Genomic DNA, 14,122 nt, shown 5'->3' on the forward strand with positions numbered 1-14,122 from the left:
ATGGCAGCGCCAATGCAAGCATTCGAAGGTTCCTGTCACTGCGGAGCGGTTCGTTTTCACATAACGGCAGTCGTTACGGAGCTGACAACCTGCGATTGTTCGTTATGCAAAATGCGCAACGCATTGATGCTCAAGGTGCCGGAGCATGCCCTGACAATACGGCAAGGCGAGCACGCGCTCACGCTGTATCAATGGAATACGCATCGTGCCAAGCACTATTTTTGCAAGCACTGTGGCATCTACGTGTTTCATCGTAAACGCGCTGCACCCGATCATTTCGGTGTCAACGTGTTCTGCTTAGAAGGGTTCGATCCGGCTTCGGTATCTGTGCGTGCCACCGAAGGCGCCAGCATGACCATCGAGGATCCTGCCGCACGTCCCGAATGGCCGGGTCCTCGTCAAATGTAAGTCAGGGTGAAAATCGCACCTCGCCCTGACTTACATTGTTATCGCATGACGTTACTGTCTCATATGTGCAAGGCGCTGGGCCGCAACCCGCTTAACCAGCCAGCTTGGACGACGCCATTTCTTCGGTAAAGCGCTGAGAGCGGATGCCTTTGCTGTCGTAGTATTCCTCGACCGACTTCACGAAGCGCTTTTGCTCTGGCACATACCAGAATGCCTTGTAGAGCCGACCGCTGATGGTGCGCGGTGTCACACGCACATTTTGTGAGGCCATCGTGACATCGCCGGGCGTCACCACAGCGCCAGAACCGTGGACAATGGCGGGAGCCAGCACAGCCGTCCACTGACCTTCAGCCTCGATCTTTATGGCTTTGAACTTGCCTGCCGGCACTTGCACGTCTTCCCATCCCCTTACGACATAGTCGTTGTGGAAGGTTTCACGAGTATGCGCCCGGTTGGGATTCATCTCGGCATAGTCCACCGTCCATTTCTTGCCTTCCCGCAAAGGAAACGCAAGCGGGCGATTGACGATTTCCTGCGTGCCGTTGATGTCGCGCGAACGGCTCCAATCTTTACCAACAATCTTTTCAACGGGCGCCTGTGCAGAGCCATCCTCCTTGACGCTAATCAACATGTCGTCGCTATCGACGCGTTCGACAGTAACAATCTGGTCTTTACGACTGAATCCTTGCTGCCCGGTTTCCACCGTGTCGGTAAACACCCAGCTGTCACCCGCCCTCAACGGCGGCACATCGACCGATTGGGCGTAAACCGAGCCTCCGCACAAACCAAGCATTGCAACCAACAACCGTCTATACATTTGCCTTCCCCTGGTTTTTGTAACTAAGGAAAGTCTATTGAACTGTCCAAGGCTGGGGAAGCATAAGACTGCTCGCAAGCGCAATCGCAAATCTTTACGGGAGCCTCTGCGAGAAAGGGCGCAATCTGCAGCCGTCACGAATTCAAAGCACCCATGGCACAAGCGCTTTGACGTGTTCCATATAGTGACGATATTGATTGCCGAACAATTCGCACAGCCATTGCTCTTCGAGCCGAAGCTTGCGCCAGAACGCGATCGCCAAGATCGCAGTGCCAAGCAGTACACGCCATTCGCCGATGGCAAGCCCGTTGCCGAAATAGGCGAGCAGCAGACCGGTGTAAATCGGATGCCGCACGAAACGATAGGGACCGCGCATGATCAGCTCGTGATCCTGCTTGAGCTGCACGATGCCGCTCCAGTTTCGCCCTAGCACCACGCGCGCCCAGCAGGTGAGAGCCAAGCCTATTAAGGTGAGACCGAACCCCAGCCATGCGATCCATGCCTGATCCGGCACGAAGCGTTCGTTGAGGAACGTGCGATCGAGCCCAGCAAATCCGCGCAACAAGAGCACAGCCAGCATGAGGAGCAATATGTGCCGACTCCAGCGCGAACTGTATGACTCGACGCGGGCCGCGGCTTTGACACGCAACGCACTGATGCCCCAATAGGCAAGCCACAGCATCCACACGGCGACGAACAGCTGATCGAGCGATGGCGACATCGTCGCTTAACCCTGTTGCGGCAACACGGCCCGCATTGGGTGAAATTCGAAGCGAAAGCCTCGTTGAGCCTTCATGACCGGATCGTCATCGATCAGCGGCGCAGGTTCCGCACCGTCCGGCAACTGCATGACGAGAATGCCATAGGCTTCCGTAGGGTCCATCACCGGCCCGAACACGACGACATGCCCTTTGCCCATCTGCTCGCGCCAATAATCCGCATGCGCTTTCATCAGCACCATTTCCTCCGGCGTGATGTCGGCGGGAAACGTAGCGCGGGGGCTGTGCAACTTGCAGAAGAAATAGTGCATGCCATTTATCCTGAAAATGCGTTGCGCCGCGTCGACGGGCTGATCGTCAATCGGCGACGTCGGCGATCAACCTGTCCAGCTCAGCTTTCAACAATGCGCCGTTCTGACGCAGCCAGTCGCGTTGTTCGCGCCAGTCCGGAAAAATCGATTCCACGTGCGCCCAAAAACGCGGCGAGTGGTTGCGCACTTTCAAATGGCACAACTCATGCGCCAGGACGTAACGCAGCGCTGCCGGTGGCGCGAGTGCGAGTGCAAGATCCAGATTGATGCGATCGCGCGTATCGAGGCTGCCCCACAGGCTCTTCATCGGGCGGATGCGCAGTGCCGTCGGTGCGAGGCCAAGCTGCGGTACGTAACCAGCAAGCCAGCGAGATACGTCGCGGCGAATCTGCGTTTCGAAATACGAAGCAAGCAAACCACGCGCGACCGGCAATGCCCGACTATTCGGGCGCGGAATCTCCAGCGTGATGCCACTTTCCTGGGCCACCACGCGGGGATACGCGCCTTCCGCCCAATCCAGCACCGTGGTTTCACCGCGCAGGGGAAATTCGATCGACGTGCCGACACGCAATGGCGGCAACGGCTCGATGACCAGATTCAGCTCGCCGAGTTTCCGCTCCAGCCAATCGGCGTTGTGACGCAAAAACGCGTTCACCTGCGAAGGGTGCGTCCCTTGCGGGTAAGTGACGCGCGCACCCTTCGTCGACACCGTCAGACGCAATCGTCGCGCCCGCGGATGCGAAGCTTTGAGCACACGAATGGTGTTGCCGCTGGGTGTTGCCAACTCCAGCCAGTCGCCGTCGAGATACGCCATGGTCCTGCCTTTCAACACTGCCCCCAGGGCCGCGGGGATGGCCTGGGCACAGGCAGAATGTGGGGTGCCGGGGCTTCGCGCAAGGGCTTTTTTACCCGATCTGCGGGAAGCGCGATCTGGTGCGCGTCTCAGGGGGCATGGGACGGTTTCTACCCCCCCTCCCCTCCGGGGAGAGGGCTGGGGTGAGGGGTCAAGGCTTGCCGGGAGCCCTATTGGTACGGAGGGTGTGCTAGCTGAATCTCGCGTCTGAACCTGGCATCTGGCGAGGTTTACCCCCTCACCCTACCCTCTCCCCGGAGGGGAGAGGGAAAAGCAGTGTGCGGCAAAGGTATTCATTCCGGCCGAGGCAACCCGAACCACTCTTGCAGCTTGCCCAGCAAGCGCTCCAACTCCAGCGTCAACAACGCGAAGCGCGCATCCATTTCGGCAGCCGCATCCTGCTGGCTGTCGCCCATCTCATCCAGCACAGCGTCAAGAAATTTCAGCTTGCGCAGCACCAGATCCTCGCCGAGCACAAAGCTGATGCGATCGTCGAACACCAGGCCCAGCTGGAACACCTGCTTGCCGTTGCGCAGATGCTCTTTCACTTCTTCGGCATCGAGATCCTGCCGGCGGCAGCGGGCGATGGCGCCGGTGGCGGTGGCCGGATCGCGCAATTCGCATTCGTCGCCCAGTGCGAGACCACCTGGCAAGTTGCCGTTGGCAAGCCAATCCGTCATCAGCACGCGCGGACCTTCTTCCGGCGCGAGTGGCACGGCGGGAAAACTGCCAAGTGCTTCGCGCACCTGCGTGAGCGCGTTTTCCGCGTTCTTGCGGCTGGCCGTGTCGAGCACCAGCCAACCATTTTTGCGATCGACGTAAGCGGACATGCGTGAGCTGCGCACGAATGCGCGCGGCAGCAATTCGGTGAGCAGATCTTCCTTGATGCGCTTGCGCTCGCGACCGCCGACCTTGCGTCCTTCTTCCTCGGCGATCTTCTGCACCTTGCGCTGCAGTTCGTCGTTGACCACCGCGGCGGGCAGCAATTTTTCTTCACTGCCCACAGTGATGAGCGTGCACGCGTTGACGGCGTGTGTCATCGGCGCGTCGTCGCCGCGGCCGACCGGCGGCACGAAGCCGCGTGTACCCATTTCCAATGGGCCGCACGGGCGCAGGCGATGATCGTTCAGCGCTTCATCGAGGCGCTTGAGATCTTCGGCAACGGAGGGAGAAAAGCGGAACAGCGTGAGGTTGCGAAAAAACATGCGGAATCCGATCGCGAATATCCGTCGTCCTGGCGCAAGCCAGGACCCAGCGTCTTTCAAGCGAAACGCCACTGGGCCCCGGCTTACGCCGGGGCGACGATGTTGGAAGTGTTAGCGAATGACGGCGGTTACAGCAGCCACTACGGTGTCGAGATTGCTGCGGTTCAACGCCGCCACGCAGATACGACCCGTACCGATGGCGTAGATCGCATGCTCTTCGCGCAAACGATCCACCTGCGCCTTGCTCAATCCTGAGTACGAGAACATGCCCGCCTGCTTCTGGATGAAAGCGAACTGCGCGGCGCCATTTGCAGCGAGCTTCTCCACCATGCCAGCACGCATCGCATGAATGCGCTCGCGCATCTCGGTAAGTTCCTGCTCCCACAGCGCGCGCAGTTCCACGCTGTTGAGCACACCGGCTACCAACGCGCCGCCGTGCGTGGACGGGCTTGAGTAGATGGAGCGGATGATGCGCTTGACCAGCGACTGCACGCGCAATGCCTCATCGCGCGATGCGCCGACGACGGACAACGCACCCACGCGCTCGCCATACAGCGAGAACGACTTGGAATACGAGTTCGCCACCACGAAGGAATCGATGCCTGATTCCGCGAACAGACGCACCGCTGCAGCGTCTTCGTCGATACCCTTGTCGAAGCCCTGGTAAGCCATGTCGATGAAGGGCAACAGATTGCGCTCCTTCACCACAGCCACGACCTGCTTCCACTGCTCGACGGATAGATCTACGCCGGTGGGGTTGTGGCAGCAGGCGTGCAGCAGCACAACGGTGCCGGGTTCCAGCTTGCCGAGATCAGCCAGCATGCCGGCGAAATCCAGGCCGTTCGTAGCCGCGTCGTAGTAGGCGTAATCCACCACTTCGAAGCCGGCGGCGTTGAACACCACGCGATGGTTTTCCCAGCTCGGGCTGCTGATCGCGACCTTGGCCTTGGGCAACGCCTTCTTCAGCAGTTCTGCACCCACGCGCAACGCACCGCTGCCGCCGATGGTCTGCGAAGTGGCTACGCGGCCGGCCGCCAGCAGCGACGAGTCGGGACCGAACACCAGTTTCTGCGTGGCCTGCGTATACGCGGACAGACCGTCGATGGGCAGATAGCCGCGCGGCAGCGACTCCTTCGCCAGTGCTTCTTCCACCTGACGCACGGCGCGCAGCACCGGGATGCGGCCGCTTTCGTCGTAATAGATGCCGACGCCGAGATTGACCTTGCCGGGGCGCTTGTCGGCCACGAAAGCTTCGGTGAGGCCCAGGATCGGGTCGCCTGGGGTCATTTCAACGGATGCGAAATGGGACACGGTTCTACTCGAAAGATGGAGGAAGAAAATGGACGTCTAGACGTCCGCCTGAAATCTGCTTAATTGTTCTCGTTGTCGCTTCCCGCTAGCCAGCCGTGGACATCGGCGCGCTTGGCGCCATCCCGCGAACCCAGCGCGGCAAAGTCGAACAGCTTGCGGTCGGCCAATTGCGAGGGCGCCACGTTGCCCAGCGCGCGAAACATGGTTTCGCTGCGTCCGGGATGCTGACGCTCCCATTCCTGCAACATGCGACCCACCGACTTGCGCTGCAAATTCTCCTGCGAACCGCAGAGATTACAGGGAATGATCGGAAACTGCTTGTGTTCGGCGTACTCGGCGATGTCACTTTCCTTGCAATACGCGAGGGGGCGGATCACCACATGGCGGCCGTCGTCCGAACGCAGCTTGGGCGGCATCGCCTTCAGGTTGCCTTGATGAAACAAGTTGAGGAAAAAAGTTGCAAGGATGTCGTCGCGATGATGGCCGAGCGCGATCTTGGTAACGCCATTGTCTGCCGCCCAGTTGTACAGCGCGCCGCGCCGCAGGCGCGAGCACAAGCTGCACATGGTCTTGCCTTCGGGAATGACGCGGGTAACCGTGCTGTAGGTGTCCTGTTCGATGATATGGAACGGCACGCCCCGCTCGGTGAGGTACTGCGGCAGCACGTGCTCGGGAAAGCCCGGCTGCTTCTGATCCAGATTCACCGCGATCAACTCGAAGCGCACCGGCGCCTTGGCCTGCAATGACAGCAGGATGTCGAGCATCGTGTACGAATCCTTTCCCCCGGACAGGCACACCATCACCTTGTCGCCGTCCTCGATCATGTTGAAATCAGCGATCGCCTGGCCGACCTGGTGGCGTAGACGCTTAGCCAGCTTGGCGGCTTCATAGGCGCGCTTGCGCGCGAGATCGGGCGGAGTGGCCTCGGGATGGGCGGACATGGGCTGGCGAAGAGTGCGGCGTCGAGTAGCGTATTCTACCCGCCCTGCCGGCTATGGTCTGGCGCGTTACAATGGCGGCTTCTGCAACCGCCGCCCGTGCAAAATCGCCATGCAGGCTCAGGACCCCGCCCAGATCGCCCATCTGCTGGCCGAATTGCGCCAGGAACATCGCGACCTGGACGTGGCCATCCAGCAGATGGCCACCTCCATCGGTTGCGACGAACTGCAGATCACCCGGATGAAGAAGCGCAAGCTGCTGCTGAAGGACGCCATCGCGCGGCTGGAAAGCAAGTTGATTCCGGACTTGGATGCCTGAGGCGCGAGCCCCTCTCCCTCCCGGAGAGGGGTTGGGGTGAGGGTGCGACCAGCGCGCGATAGACGTGTCTTGCGCGAGACATCAGCACCACGCTTCGCCCGAACCCTCACCCGCCTCTCGACACCCTCTCCCAAGGGGAGAGGGATTCACTCGGCACATTTCTCGCAAAGTTTCGGTTCGCGGCTTTTCCGCTAGCCGTCTTTCGCTATACCTTCCAAGCTCTTCCCACCTCATCAACAATCATGCTCACCCTCACACCTGTCCGCCTCGAAGACGACCACGTCCTGCTCAAACCCCTCGAACTGCATCACGCGCCGGAGCTCGAAGCCGCCGCCGCCGATGGACAGCTCTGGAACCTGTGGTTCACCAGCGCGCCAGCGCCGGGCGAGGCCAAGGCCTATATCGAGAAGGCGCTACAGGGCCTTGCCGCGAACACCATGCTGCCGTTCGCGATACAAGAGAAAACCAGTGGCGAGATCGTCGGCACCACGCGCTTCTACGATTTCGCCCCAGAACTGCCACGCATGGCGATCGGCTACACCTGGTATGCGAAGCGCTGGCAGAAGAGCCACCTCAACACTGCCTGTAAGCGACTTCTACTGAAGTACGCGTTCGAAGAGCTCCAATGCGTGGCGGTGGAATTCCATACCGACCATCGCAATCTGGACTCCCAGCGTGCGATTGAGCGCCTGGGCGCACACAAGGACGGTGTGCTGCGCGCCCACAAGCGCCGCCCCGATGGCACGCTGCGTGACACGGTTTGTTACTCCATCCTTGCCGGTGAATGGCCAGACGTGCAGCGCTGGCTGGATATGCGACTGGCGCGACTTAGCGCAAAAGCGAGCGACTGATCCGATGTAGGTTGGGCGCAAGCCCAGCCTCGTGATGTATGCATGGCGATGTCAGGGCTTGTACCCCAGCCTCAACGCCCTTGATCAACGCATTTCGTCGAAACACGCGCATGGTTTCGAATGAAACAACATCGTTGCGTATGCAACCAAGTTTTCGTGAGTGCTTGATGTATATGGACGTTTAGCCATCCAAATACGTCAAAAGTCGCAGTTCGGAAAATTTCTCATAAAAAAATAGTTGACACGTCCGAGCGGCATGCCGTACGGTCGATGACATGCCGCAACGCAACAGCCACCGCGAATACATCGCAGCGATCCGTCCACCGACGGTCGCTGACATGTTGCCGCTAGCCGGCCTCCTTCTTATTTCCCTTGTACTCGTACTCCTTATTACCAACGGAGGTGCGGGCTGAGGACGCGTGTCAAGGTAAAGCAAAACTAACCTAGATACCCCAAAGAACCCCGCACCCGAACAGGATGCGGGGTTTTTTATCGCCTCTCGGCCAGCCCGAAACGGAGCCAGGCATGACCCCCCAAACAGCACAACCGAACGACACCGACGAGGGCGGCGACAACGCCGAAGATCGCGTACGCATCTTCGACACGACGCTGCGCGACGGTGAACAGGCCCCCGGGTTTTCCATGGACCGGCGTGCGAAATTGTGCATGGCACAAGCCCTGGAAACGCTGGGCGTGGACATCCTGGAAGCCGGCTTTCCGCAGGCTTCGCCGGATGATTTCGCTGCGGTCGAGGAGATCGCCCGAAGTTTGCGCCACACCACCGTGTGCGCATTGGCGCGATGTCAAACCGGCGATATCGACACTGCTGCACGCGCATTGGAACGCGCACATCGATCACGCATCCACTTGTTCCTTTCCACCAGCCCGCTGCATCGCGAACACAAGCTCGGCATGAGCAAGCAGCAGGTTCTGGACACCGCAGTCGCTTCCATCCAGCACGCGCGCAAGTACTGCGCGGATGTCGAATTCTCCGCCGAAGATGCCATGCGCACCGAGCCGGAATTCCTGGTTGAAGTCTTCAGCGCCGCCATCGCTTCCGGCGCCACCACCGTCAACGTTCCCGACACCGTGGGCTACACCACGCCCGCCGAGATCCACGAGTTGTTCACGTACTTGCGCCAGCACGTGCGCGACGCGCACAAGGCGGTGTTCTCTTCCCATTGCCACGATGACTTAGGGATGGCCGTCGCCAACAGCCTGGCCGCCGTCAGCGGTGGCGCACGCCAGGTTGAATGCACCATCAACGGCATCGGCGAGCGCGCCGGCAATGCCGCGCTGGAAGAAATCGTGATGGCGCTGAAGGTCCGCGCACCGCGTTTCGGCCTGCGCACCAACATCGACACACGCAAACTGCATCCCACCTCGCGCCTGTTGAGCCAGCTCACCGGCCAGGCCGTCCAGCGCAACAAGGCGGTGGTGGGCGACAACGCCTTCGCGCATGAGTCGGGCATCCATCAGCACGGCATGCTCAAGCATCGCAGCACCTACGAAATCATGCGCCCGGAAGATGTCGGCATTGCCGAAACCACGTTGGTGCTGGGCAAGCATTCAGGCCGCCATGCGTTGCGTCAGCGCCTGGAAGCACTCGGCCACAAGCTGGAAGACGCGGATCTGGACGGCGTTTTCAAGCGTTTCAAGGCGCTGGCCGACCGCAAGCGCGAAATCCGCGATGAAGATCTGGAAGCGCTGGCCCTGGGCCAGGATCCGGATGCCACCGGTCCTTGGCACATCACCCAGCTCAACACCAGTTCGCATCTGGGTGGCAGCGCATCAGCCACGGTGAAGCTGAGCCACGAAGACGGGCGTGAAGTGGGCGAAGCCGCCATCGGCGACGGCCCGGTCGACGCCGTGCTGCGCGCGATCGAACGCGCCACCGGCACCGACATGGTGCTGACGCGCTTCCAGGTGCGCGCGATCAGCGAAGGCGGCGATGCGCAAGGTCATGCGCAACTTGTCGCACGCCATGCCAAGCGTGACTGGCACGGCAGCAGCGTCAGCACCGACATCATCGAAGCGACCGCGCATGCCGCGCTCGCGATCGTTAATCGCATCGAACGACAAGGTACCTCACGTAGCGATGCTTCTATTGAAGAGTGCGGCCACGGAGGGCCGCTTTTTGACCTTCGCGCGAATGGACGCGCGCAAAAGGAGACCACTGCATGAGCACGCCCTTCCTTTGGCATAACGGCCACATCAAGCCATGGGCCGAAGCCACCTGCCACGTCAGCACGCACGCACTGCATTACGGCTCGTCCGTATTCGAAGGCGAGCGCGTATACGCAACGCCGGAAGGGCCGGCCTATTTCCGCCTTGCCGATCACACCCGCCGCTTGTTCGAGTCGGCAAACGTGTACGACATCGACATCGGCTACAGCGAAGATCAGATCAACGAAGCTTGCCTGGAAGTAATTCGCGCCAACCGGATGGCATCGGCTTACGTACGACCGATTGTCTTTCGCGGCGCCGGCGGGCTCGGCGTTCTCCCCAGGGACGGCGCGCCCGTCGACGTCGCGATCATGGCTTTGGAATGGGGTGCGTATCTCGGTGAAGCGGCCGAGCGTGGCGCGGATGTATGCGTGTCCTCGTGGAATCGCCCTGCGCCCAACACGTTTCCAAGCTGGGCCAAGGCCGGTGGCAATTACCTGAGCAGCCAGTTGATCGGTCTGGAAGCTCGTCGCGGCGGTTTCGATGAAGGCATCGCGCTGGGCTACAACGGCTTGTTGAGCGAAGGTGCCGGCGAAAACCTGTTCCTGGTCAAGCGCGGCAAGTTGCTCACACCGCCTTCGAGTGCCGGCATTCTGGCTGGCATCACGCGCGACACGGTGATCACTCTCGCCAACGATCTTGGCTATGTCGTCGAAGAGCGCGACCTGCCGCGCGAAGCGCTGTACAGCGCCGACGAAGTGTTCATGACCGGCACCGCGGCGGAAATCACGCCGGTGCGTTCGGTGGATCGCAAGAAAGTCGGCAGCGGTACGCCCGGCCCGATCACGCGTGCACTGCGCGATGCGTTCTTTGGTCTGTTCGATGGCCGCACGCAAGACCGCTATGGCTGGTTGACATTAGCTAATGCGGCCATCCATGGCCGCACTCCTCAACAAGAGCACGCTGCAAAGGAAGTCGCATGAGCGCGCGCACGCTATTCGAAAAAATCTGGGACGCTCATGTTGTTGCGCCCGAATCGGCCGATACGCCGGCCGTGCTGTACGTTGACCTGCACCTTGTGCACGAAGTGACCTCGCCGCAAGCCTTCAGCGAACTGCGTTCGCGCGGCTTGAAACTGCGTCGCCCGGATCGCACGCTGGCCACGCTGGATCACTCCACGCCCACGTTGCCGGCCGCAGCCAATGGCGAACGCCCGTATGCGAATGCCGAAGCCAAGGCACAGGTGGCGCAACTGGAAGCGAACTGCCGCGAATTCGGCGTGCAGTTGTACGGCTGGGACAGCAGCGACCGCGGCATCGTGCACGTGATCGGGCCGGAACTGGGCGCTACGCAGCCAGGCATGACCATCGTCTGCGGCGACAGCCACACTTCCACGCACGGTGCGTTCGGCGCGCTGGCGTTCGGCATCGGCACCACCGAAGTTGGCCACGTGATGGCCACGCAGTGCCTTCTGCAACGCAAGCCGAGAACCTTCGCCATTCATGTCGACGGCAAGCTGCCACGCGGCGTCGGCGCGAAGGATTTGATCCTGCACATCATCAGCGAGATTGGCGTCGATGGCGGCACCGGCTATGTGCTCGAGTATCGCGGCGAAGCAATCGAAGCGCTGTCGATGGAAGAACGCATGACGGTGTGCAACATGTCTATCGAAGCCGGCGCACGCGCTGGTTTGATCGCACCGGACGAAACCACCTTCGCATGGCTGAAAGGTCGCCCGCGCGCGCCGCAAGGTGCTGCATGGGATGCATCCGTAAAACGTTGGCGCGATCTGCGCAGCGACGAAGGCGCGAAGTACGACCGCGAAGTGCGCTTCGATGCCAGCCAGATCCGCCCCACCGTTACCTACGGCACGCACCCGGGCATGGCGATCGCGATGGACAAGCCCGTACCCGCGGCGCGCAACACGGTGGAACAGCGCGCGCTGGATTACATGCAGGCGAAAGCAAATCAGCCGATGCAAGGCATGGCCGTGGACGTGGTGTTCATCGGCAGCTGCACCAACTCCCGCCTGTCGGATCTGCGTGAAGCGGCCAATGTGATGCGCGGCCGCCATGTCGCCAAGGGCGTGCGCGCGCTGGTCGTGCCAGGCTCTGAAGCGGTGCGTCGTGATGCGGAGAAGGAAGGCTTGCACGAGGTGTTTCTTGCCGCGGGTGCGGAATGGCGCATTCCAGGTTGCTCGATGTGCATCGCCATGAATGGCGATCTCGCCCAGCCGGGCCAGCTCGTTGTGAGCACGTCCAATCGCAATTTCGAGGGTCGCCAGGGCAAAGGTGCACGCACCGTGCTCGCAAGCCCTGCTACCGCCGCCGCGTCCGCCATTGCCGGTGCAATTGCCGATCCTCGTGAGTATTTGACGGAGGTGGCTGCATGAGCGCCACACGCTCGCGCGATCAGCTCCCTCTCCACTCCGGGGAGAGGGCTGGGGTGAGGGGCCAACCTCGCCACGCGCTTCGTACGAAGCGCTCCCCCTCACCTCAATCCTCTCCCCAAAAGGGAGAGGAGGCCCGCTTTGCTGGAGTTTTGCTATGAAACCCGTCACTCGTATTCATTCGCGCACAGCAGTGCTGCCCGATGAGAACATCGACACCGACCGCATCATCCCTGCGCGCTTTCTCACCACCACCGAACGCGCGGGTCTCGGCAAGTTTTGCTTCAACGACTGGCGCTATCGGCAGGACGGCAGCGACAACCCGGATTTTCCGCTCAACAAGTCGGAAGCGCGCGGCTGCTCGATTCTCGTCGCCGGTCGCAACTTTGGCTGCGGCTCCTCGCGCGAGCACGCGCCGTGGGCATTGCTGGATTACGGCATCCAGGCGGTGCTGTGCAGCGAGATCGCCGACATCTTCCGCGGCAACGCGCTGAAGAACGGCCTGCTCGCCATCGTGCTGGACGAAGCGGAGCACCGCTGGTTGCTGAAGAACCCCGGCATCGAACTGTCCATCGACGTGCGCGAACAGGCGATCGAATTGCCGGATGGCGGACGCATTCGTTTCCAGCTTGAGCCGTTCGCACGGCACTGCCTGCTCAACGGCGTCGACCAGCTTGGTTTCCTGCTGCAGCACAACGACGCAATCACTCACTACGAACATCAACAGGAGAAGGCGGCATGAAGGCGCGCATCGTTACCCTGCCCGGCGACGGCGTAGGTCCGGAAGTTCTCGACGCGGCTGTTGCCGTTTTACAAGCCGTTGCCGAACGCAGCGGACACACCTTCGAGTTCGAATCGCACCTGATCGGTGGCTGCGCCATCGACGCCACCGGCGAGCCGTTGCCGGCAGCCACGCTGGAGGCCTGCAAGAAGGCGGATGCCGTGTTCTTGGGCGCAGTCGGTGGGCCGAAATGGTCTGATCCGCAGGCGAAAGTGCGTCCTGAACAAGGACTGCTCGCGATCCGTGCTGCGCTGGGCGTGTACGCCAACCTGCGTCCGCTGCAGGTGCATCCGTCGCTGGCCTCACTGTCGCCGCTGAAGAACGAAAAGCTGAAGAACGTCGACGTGCTGTTCGTGCGCGAACTGACTGGTGGCGCGTACTTCGGTGCGAAGACGCGCACCACCGATACCGCCACCGACGAATGCAAGTACACCGTGGCCGAAGTCGAGCGCGTTACGCGCCGCGCCTTCGAGCTGGCGCGCGAACGCCGTCAGCACGTCACATCTGTGGATAAAGCCAACGTGCTGGAAACCTCGCGCCTGTGGCGCAGCACCGTCACGCGCGTCGCCGCCGAATATCCGGACGTGAAGCTGGAGCATCAATTGGTCGATTCGATGGCGATGCTGTTGCTGACGCAGCCGTCGCGCTACGACGTGGTCGTTACTGAAAACCTGTTCGGCGACATCCTCACCGACGAAGCTGCTGCGCTAGCCGGTTCGCTGGGTCTGCTGCCGTCTGCTTCGTTGGGCGAAGGCAAAGTCGGCCTGTACGAGCCGATCCATGGTTCGGCGCCGGATATCGCCGGACAAGGCGTCGCCAACCCGCTGGGCGCAATCATGTCCGCCGCGTTGCTGCTGCGTCATTCGCTGGATCTGGATGTAGAGGCCACCACCATCGAAGCCGCCGTCAGCCATGTGCTGACCAACGGCCCGCACACGCGCGACATCGGCGGCAAAGCCGGCACCGCGGAAGTGCGTGATGCCGTGATCGCCGCGCTCGATGACGTGGCCACGCCCGCGTTTCTTTCCGGCCTGCGTGCGTGCGGTTGAGCGGA

15 protein-coding genes are annotated in these 14,122 nt (G+C 61.3%); 8 read left to right on the plus strand and 7 right to left on the minus strand.

The features are described 5' to 3' along the window. The first annotated feature begins 12 nt into the window (after positions 1 to 12). Positions 13 to 408 (plus strand): GFA family protein, encoded by a 396-nt coding sequence (locus QQJ86_RS09235; RefSeq protein WP_284320641.1) that lies wholly within the window; start codon positions 13 to 15, stop codon positions 406 to 408. A 91-nt stretch (positions 409 to 499) separates the two neighbouring features. On the opposite strand, the gene QQJ86_RS09240 is transcribed toward QQJ86_RS09235, so the two are convergent. From QQJ86_RS09240 to ttcA, 7 genes are all read right to left on the minus strand, one after another. Continuing rightward, positions 500 to 1,201 carry a hypothetical protein gene (locus QQJ86_RS09240; RefSeq protein WP_284320642.1) on the minus strand — a complete coding sequence of 234 codons (702 nt, stop codon included), beginning with the start codon at positions 1,199 to 1,201 and terminating at the stop codon, positions 500 to 502. 166 nt (positions 1,202 to 1,367) lie between these two features. After that, entirely contained in the window at positions 1,368 to 1,946 is a 579-nt protein-coding gene (locus tag QQJ86_RS09245) for a methyltransferase family protein (protein WP_284320643.1), read from the minus strand. A gap of 6 nt (positions 1,947 to 1,952) precedes the next feature. Beyond that, the gene (locus QQJ86_RS09250; RefSeq protein ID WP_284320644.1) at positions 1,953 to 2,255 is read right to left on the minus strand and encodes a YciI family protein; all 303 of its coding nucleotides are present in this window, start codon (positions 2,253 to 2,255) and stop codon (positions 1,953 to 1,955) included. Positions 2,256 to 2,301: 46 nt separating this feature from the next. Next, complete coding sequence (locus tag QQJ86_RS09255; RefSeq protein WP_284320645.1) at positions 2,302 to 3,069, minus strand: M48 family metallopeptidase; 768 nt, start codon at positions 3,067 to 3,069, stop codon at positions 2,302 to 2,304. A gap of 332 nt (positions 3,070 to 3,401) precedes the next feature. Continuing rightward, entirely contained in the window at positions 3,402 to 4,313 is a 912-nt protein-coding gene (locus tag QQJ86_RS09260; RefSeq protein WP_284320646.1) for a recombination-associated protein RdgC, read from the minus strand. Positions 4,314 to 4,424: 111 nt separating this feature from the next. Beyond that, positions 4,425 to 5,624 (minus strand): amino acid aminotransferase, encoded by a 1,200-nt coding sequence (locus QQJ86_RS09265; protein ID WP_284320647.1) that lies wholly within the window; start codon positions 5,622 to 5,624, stop codon positions 4,425 to 4,427. Positions 5,625 to 5,683: 59 nt separating this feature from the next. Further along, complete coding sequence (gene ttcA, locus QQJ86_RS09270; protein WP_284320648.1) at positions 5,684 to 6,565, minus strand: tRNA 2-thiocytidine(32) synthetase TtcA; 882 nt, start codon at positions 6,563 to 6,565, stop codon at positions 5,684 to 5,686. Between the two features lie 109 nt (positions 6,566 to 6,674). Here ttcA and QQJ86_RS09275 point away from each other — a divergent pair, with 109 nt between their 5' ends. The 7 genes from QQJ86_RS09275 to leuB all read left to right on the plus strand — a co-directional run bounded on the left by QQJ86_RS09275 (position 6,675) and on the right by leuB (position 14,117). After that, positions 6,675 to 6,881 carry a YdcH family protein gene (locus tag QQJ86_RS09275; RefSeq protein WP_284320692.1) on the plus strand — a complete coding sequence of 69 codons (207 nt, stop codon included), beginning with the start codon at positions 6,675 to 6,677 and terminating at the stop codon, positions 6,879 to 6,881. Between the two features lie 242 nt (positions 6,882 to 7,123). After that, positions 7,124 to 7,732: a GNAT family N-acetyltransferase gene (locus QQJ86_RS09280; RefSeq protein WP_284320649.1), complete on the plus strand. Its 609-nt coding sequence runs from the start codon at positions 7,124 to 7,126 to the stop codon at positions 7,730 to 7,732. A gap of 525 nt (positions 7,733 to 8,257) precedes the next feature. Further along, the gene (locus tag QQJ86_RS09285; protein WP_284320650.1) at positions 8,258 to 9,916 is read left to right on the plus strand and encodes a 2-isopropylmalate synthase; all 1,659 of its coding nucleotides are present in this window, start codon (positions 8,258 to 8,260) and stop codon (positions 9,914 to 9,916) included. Next, complete coding sequence (locus QQJ86_RS09290; protein ID WP_284320651.1) at positions 9,913 to 10,881, plus strand: branched-chain amino acid transaminase; 969 nt, start codon at positions 9,913 to 9,915, stop codon at positions 10,879 to 10,881. The genes QQJ86_RS09285 and QQJ86_RS09290 overlap by 4 nt, the downstream gene beginning before the upstream one ends. Further along, positions 10,878 to 12,290, plus strand: a complete 1,413-nt coding sequence (leuC, locus tag QQJ86_RS09295; RefSeq protein WP_284320652.1) for a 3-isopropylmalate dehydratase large subunit — start codon at positions 10,878 to 10,880, stop codon at positions 12,288 to 12,290. The genes QQJ86_RS09290 and leuC overlap by 4 nt, the downstream gene beginning before the upstream one ends. Before the next feature lie 154 nt (positions 12,291 to 12,444). Beyond that, positions 12,445 to 13,029, plus strand: coding sequence for a 3-isopropylmalate dehydratase small subunit (leuD, locus tag QQJ86_RS09300; protein WP_284320653.1), 585 nt, complete (start codon positions 12,445 to 12,447; stop codon positions 13,027 to 13,029). Then, entirely contained in the window at positions 13,026 to 14,117 is a 1,092-nt protein-coding gene (leuB, locus tag QQJ86_RS09305) for a 3-isopropylmalate dehydrogenase (RefSeq protein ID WP_284320654.1), read from the plus strand. Before leuD ends, leuB begins: the two co-directional genes overlap by 4 nt. Positions 14,118 to 14,122 lie beyond the last annotated feature (5 nt).

Origin of the sequence: Dyella acidisoli, assembly GCF_030160295.1 — a bacterium.
In the GTDB taxonomy this organism is placed as follows: domain Bacteria; phylum Pseudomonadota; class Gammaproteobacteria; order Xanthomonadales; family Rhodanobacteraceae; genus Dyella_B; species Dyella_B acidisoli.

Excerpts from the sequence above, each read along its gene's own strand:
- QQJ86_RS09235 (WP_284320641.1), top strand. The coding sequence starts at position 13 with ATGCAAGCATTCGAAGGTTCCTGTCACTGCGGAGCGGTTCGTTTTCAC.
- QQJ86_RS09240 (WP_284320642.1), bottom strand. The coding sequence starts at position 1,201 with ATGCTTGGTTTGTGCGGAGGCTCGGTTTACGCCCAATCGGTCGATGTG.
- QQJ86_RS09245 (WP_284320643.1), bottom strand. The coding sequence starts at position 1,946 with ATGTCGCCATCGCTCGATCAGCTGTTCGTCGCCGTGTGGATGCTGTGG.
- QQJ86_RS09250 (WP_284320644.1), bottom strand. The coding sequence starts at position 2,255 with ATGCACTATTTCTTCTGCAAGTTGCACAGCCCCCGCGCTACGTTTCCC.
- QQJ86_RS09255 (WP_284320645.1), bottom strand. The coding sequence starts at position 3,069 with ATGGCGTATCTCGACGGCGACTGGCTGGAGTTGGCAACACCCAGCGGC.
- QQJ86_RS09260 (WP_284320646.1), bottom strand. The coding sequence starts at position 4,313 with ATGTTTTTTCGCAACCTCACGCTGTTCCGCTTTTCTCCCTCCGTTGCC.
- ttcA (WP_284320648.1), bottom strand. The coding sequence starts at position 6,565 with ATGTCCGCCCATCCCGAGGCCACTCCGCCCGATCTCGCGCGCAAGCGC.
- QQJ86_RS09275 (WP_284320692.1), top strand. The coding sequence starts at position 6,675 with ATGCAGGCTCAGGACCCCGCCCAGATCGCCCATCTGCTGGCCGAATTG.
- QQJ86_RS09280 (WP_284320649.1), top strand. The coding sequence starts at position 7,124 with ATGCTCACCCTCACACCTGTCCGCCTCGAAGACGACCACGTCCTGCTC.
- QQJ86_RS09285 (WP_284320650.1), top strand. The coding sequence starts at position 8,258 with ATGACCCCCCAAACAGCACAACCGAACGACACCGACGAGGGCGGCGAC.
- QQJ86_RS09290 (WP_284320651.1), top strand. The coding sequence starts at position 9,913 with ATGAGCACGCCCTTCCTTTGGCATAACGGCCACATCAAGCCATGGGCC.
- leuC (WP_284320652.1), top strand. The coding sequence starts at position 10,878 with ATGAGCGCGCGCACGCTATTCGAAAAAATCTGGGACGCTCATGTTGTT.
- leuD (WP_284320653.1), top strand. The coding sequence starts at position 12,445 with ATGAAACCCGTCACTCGTATTCATTCGCGCACAGCAGTGCTGCCCGAT.
- leuB (WP_284320654.1), top strand. The coding sequence starts at position 13,026 with ATGAAGGCGCGCATCGTTACCCTGCCCGGCGACGGCGTAGGTCCGGAA.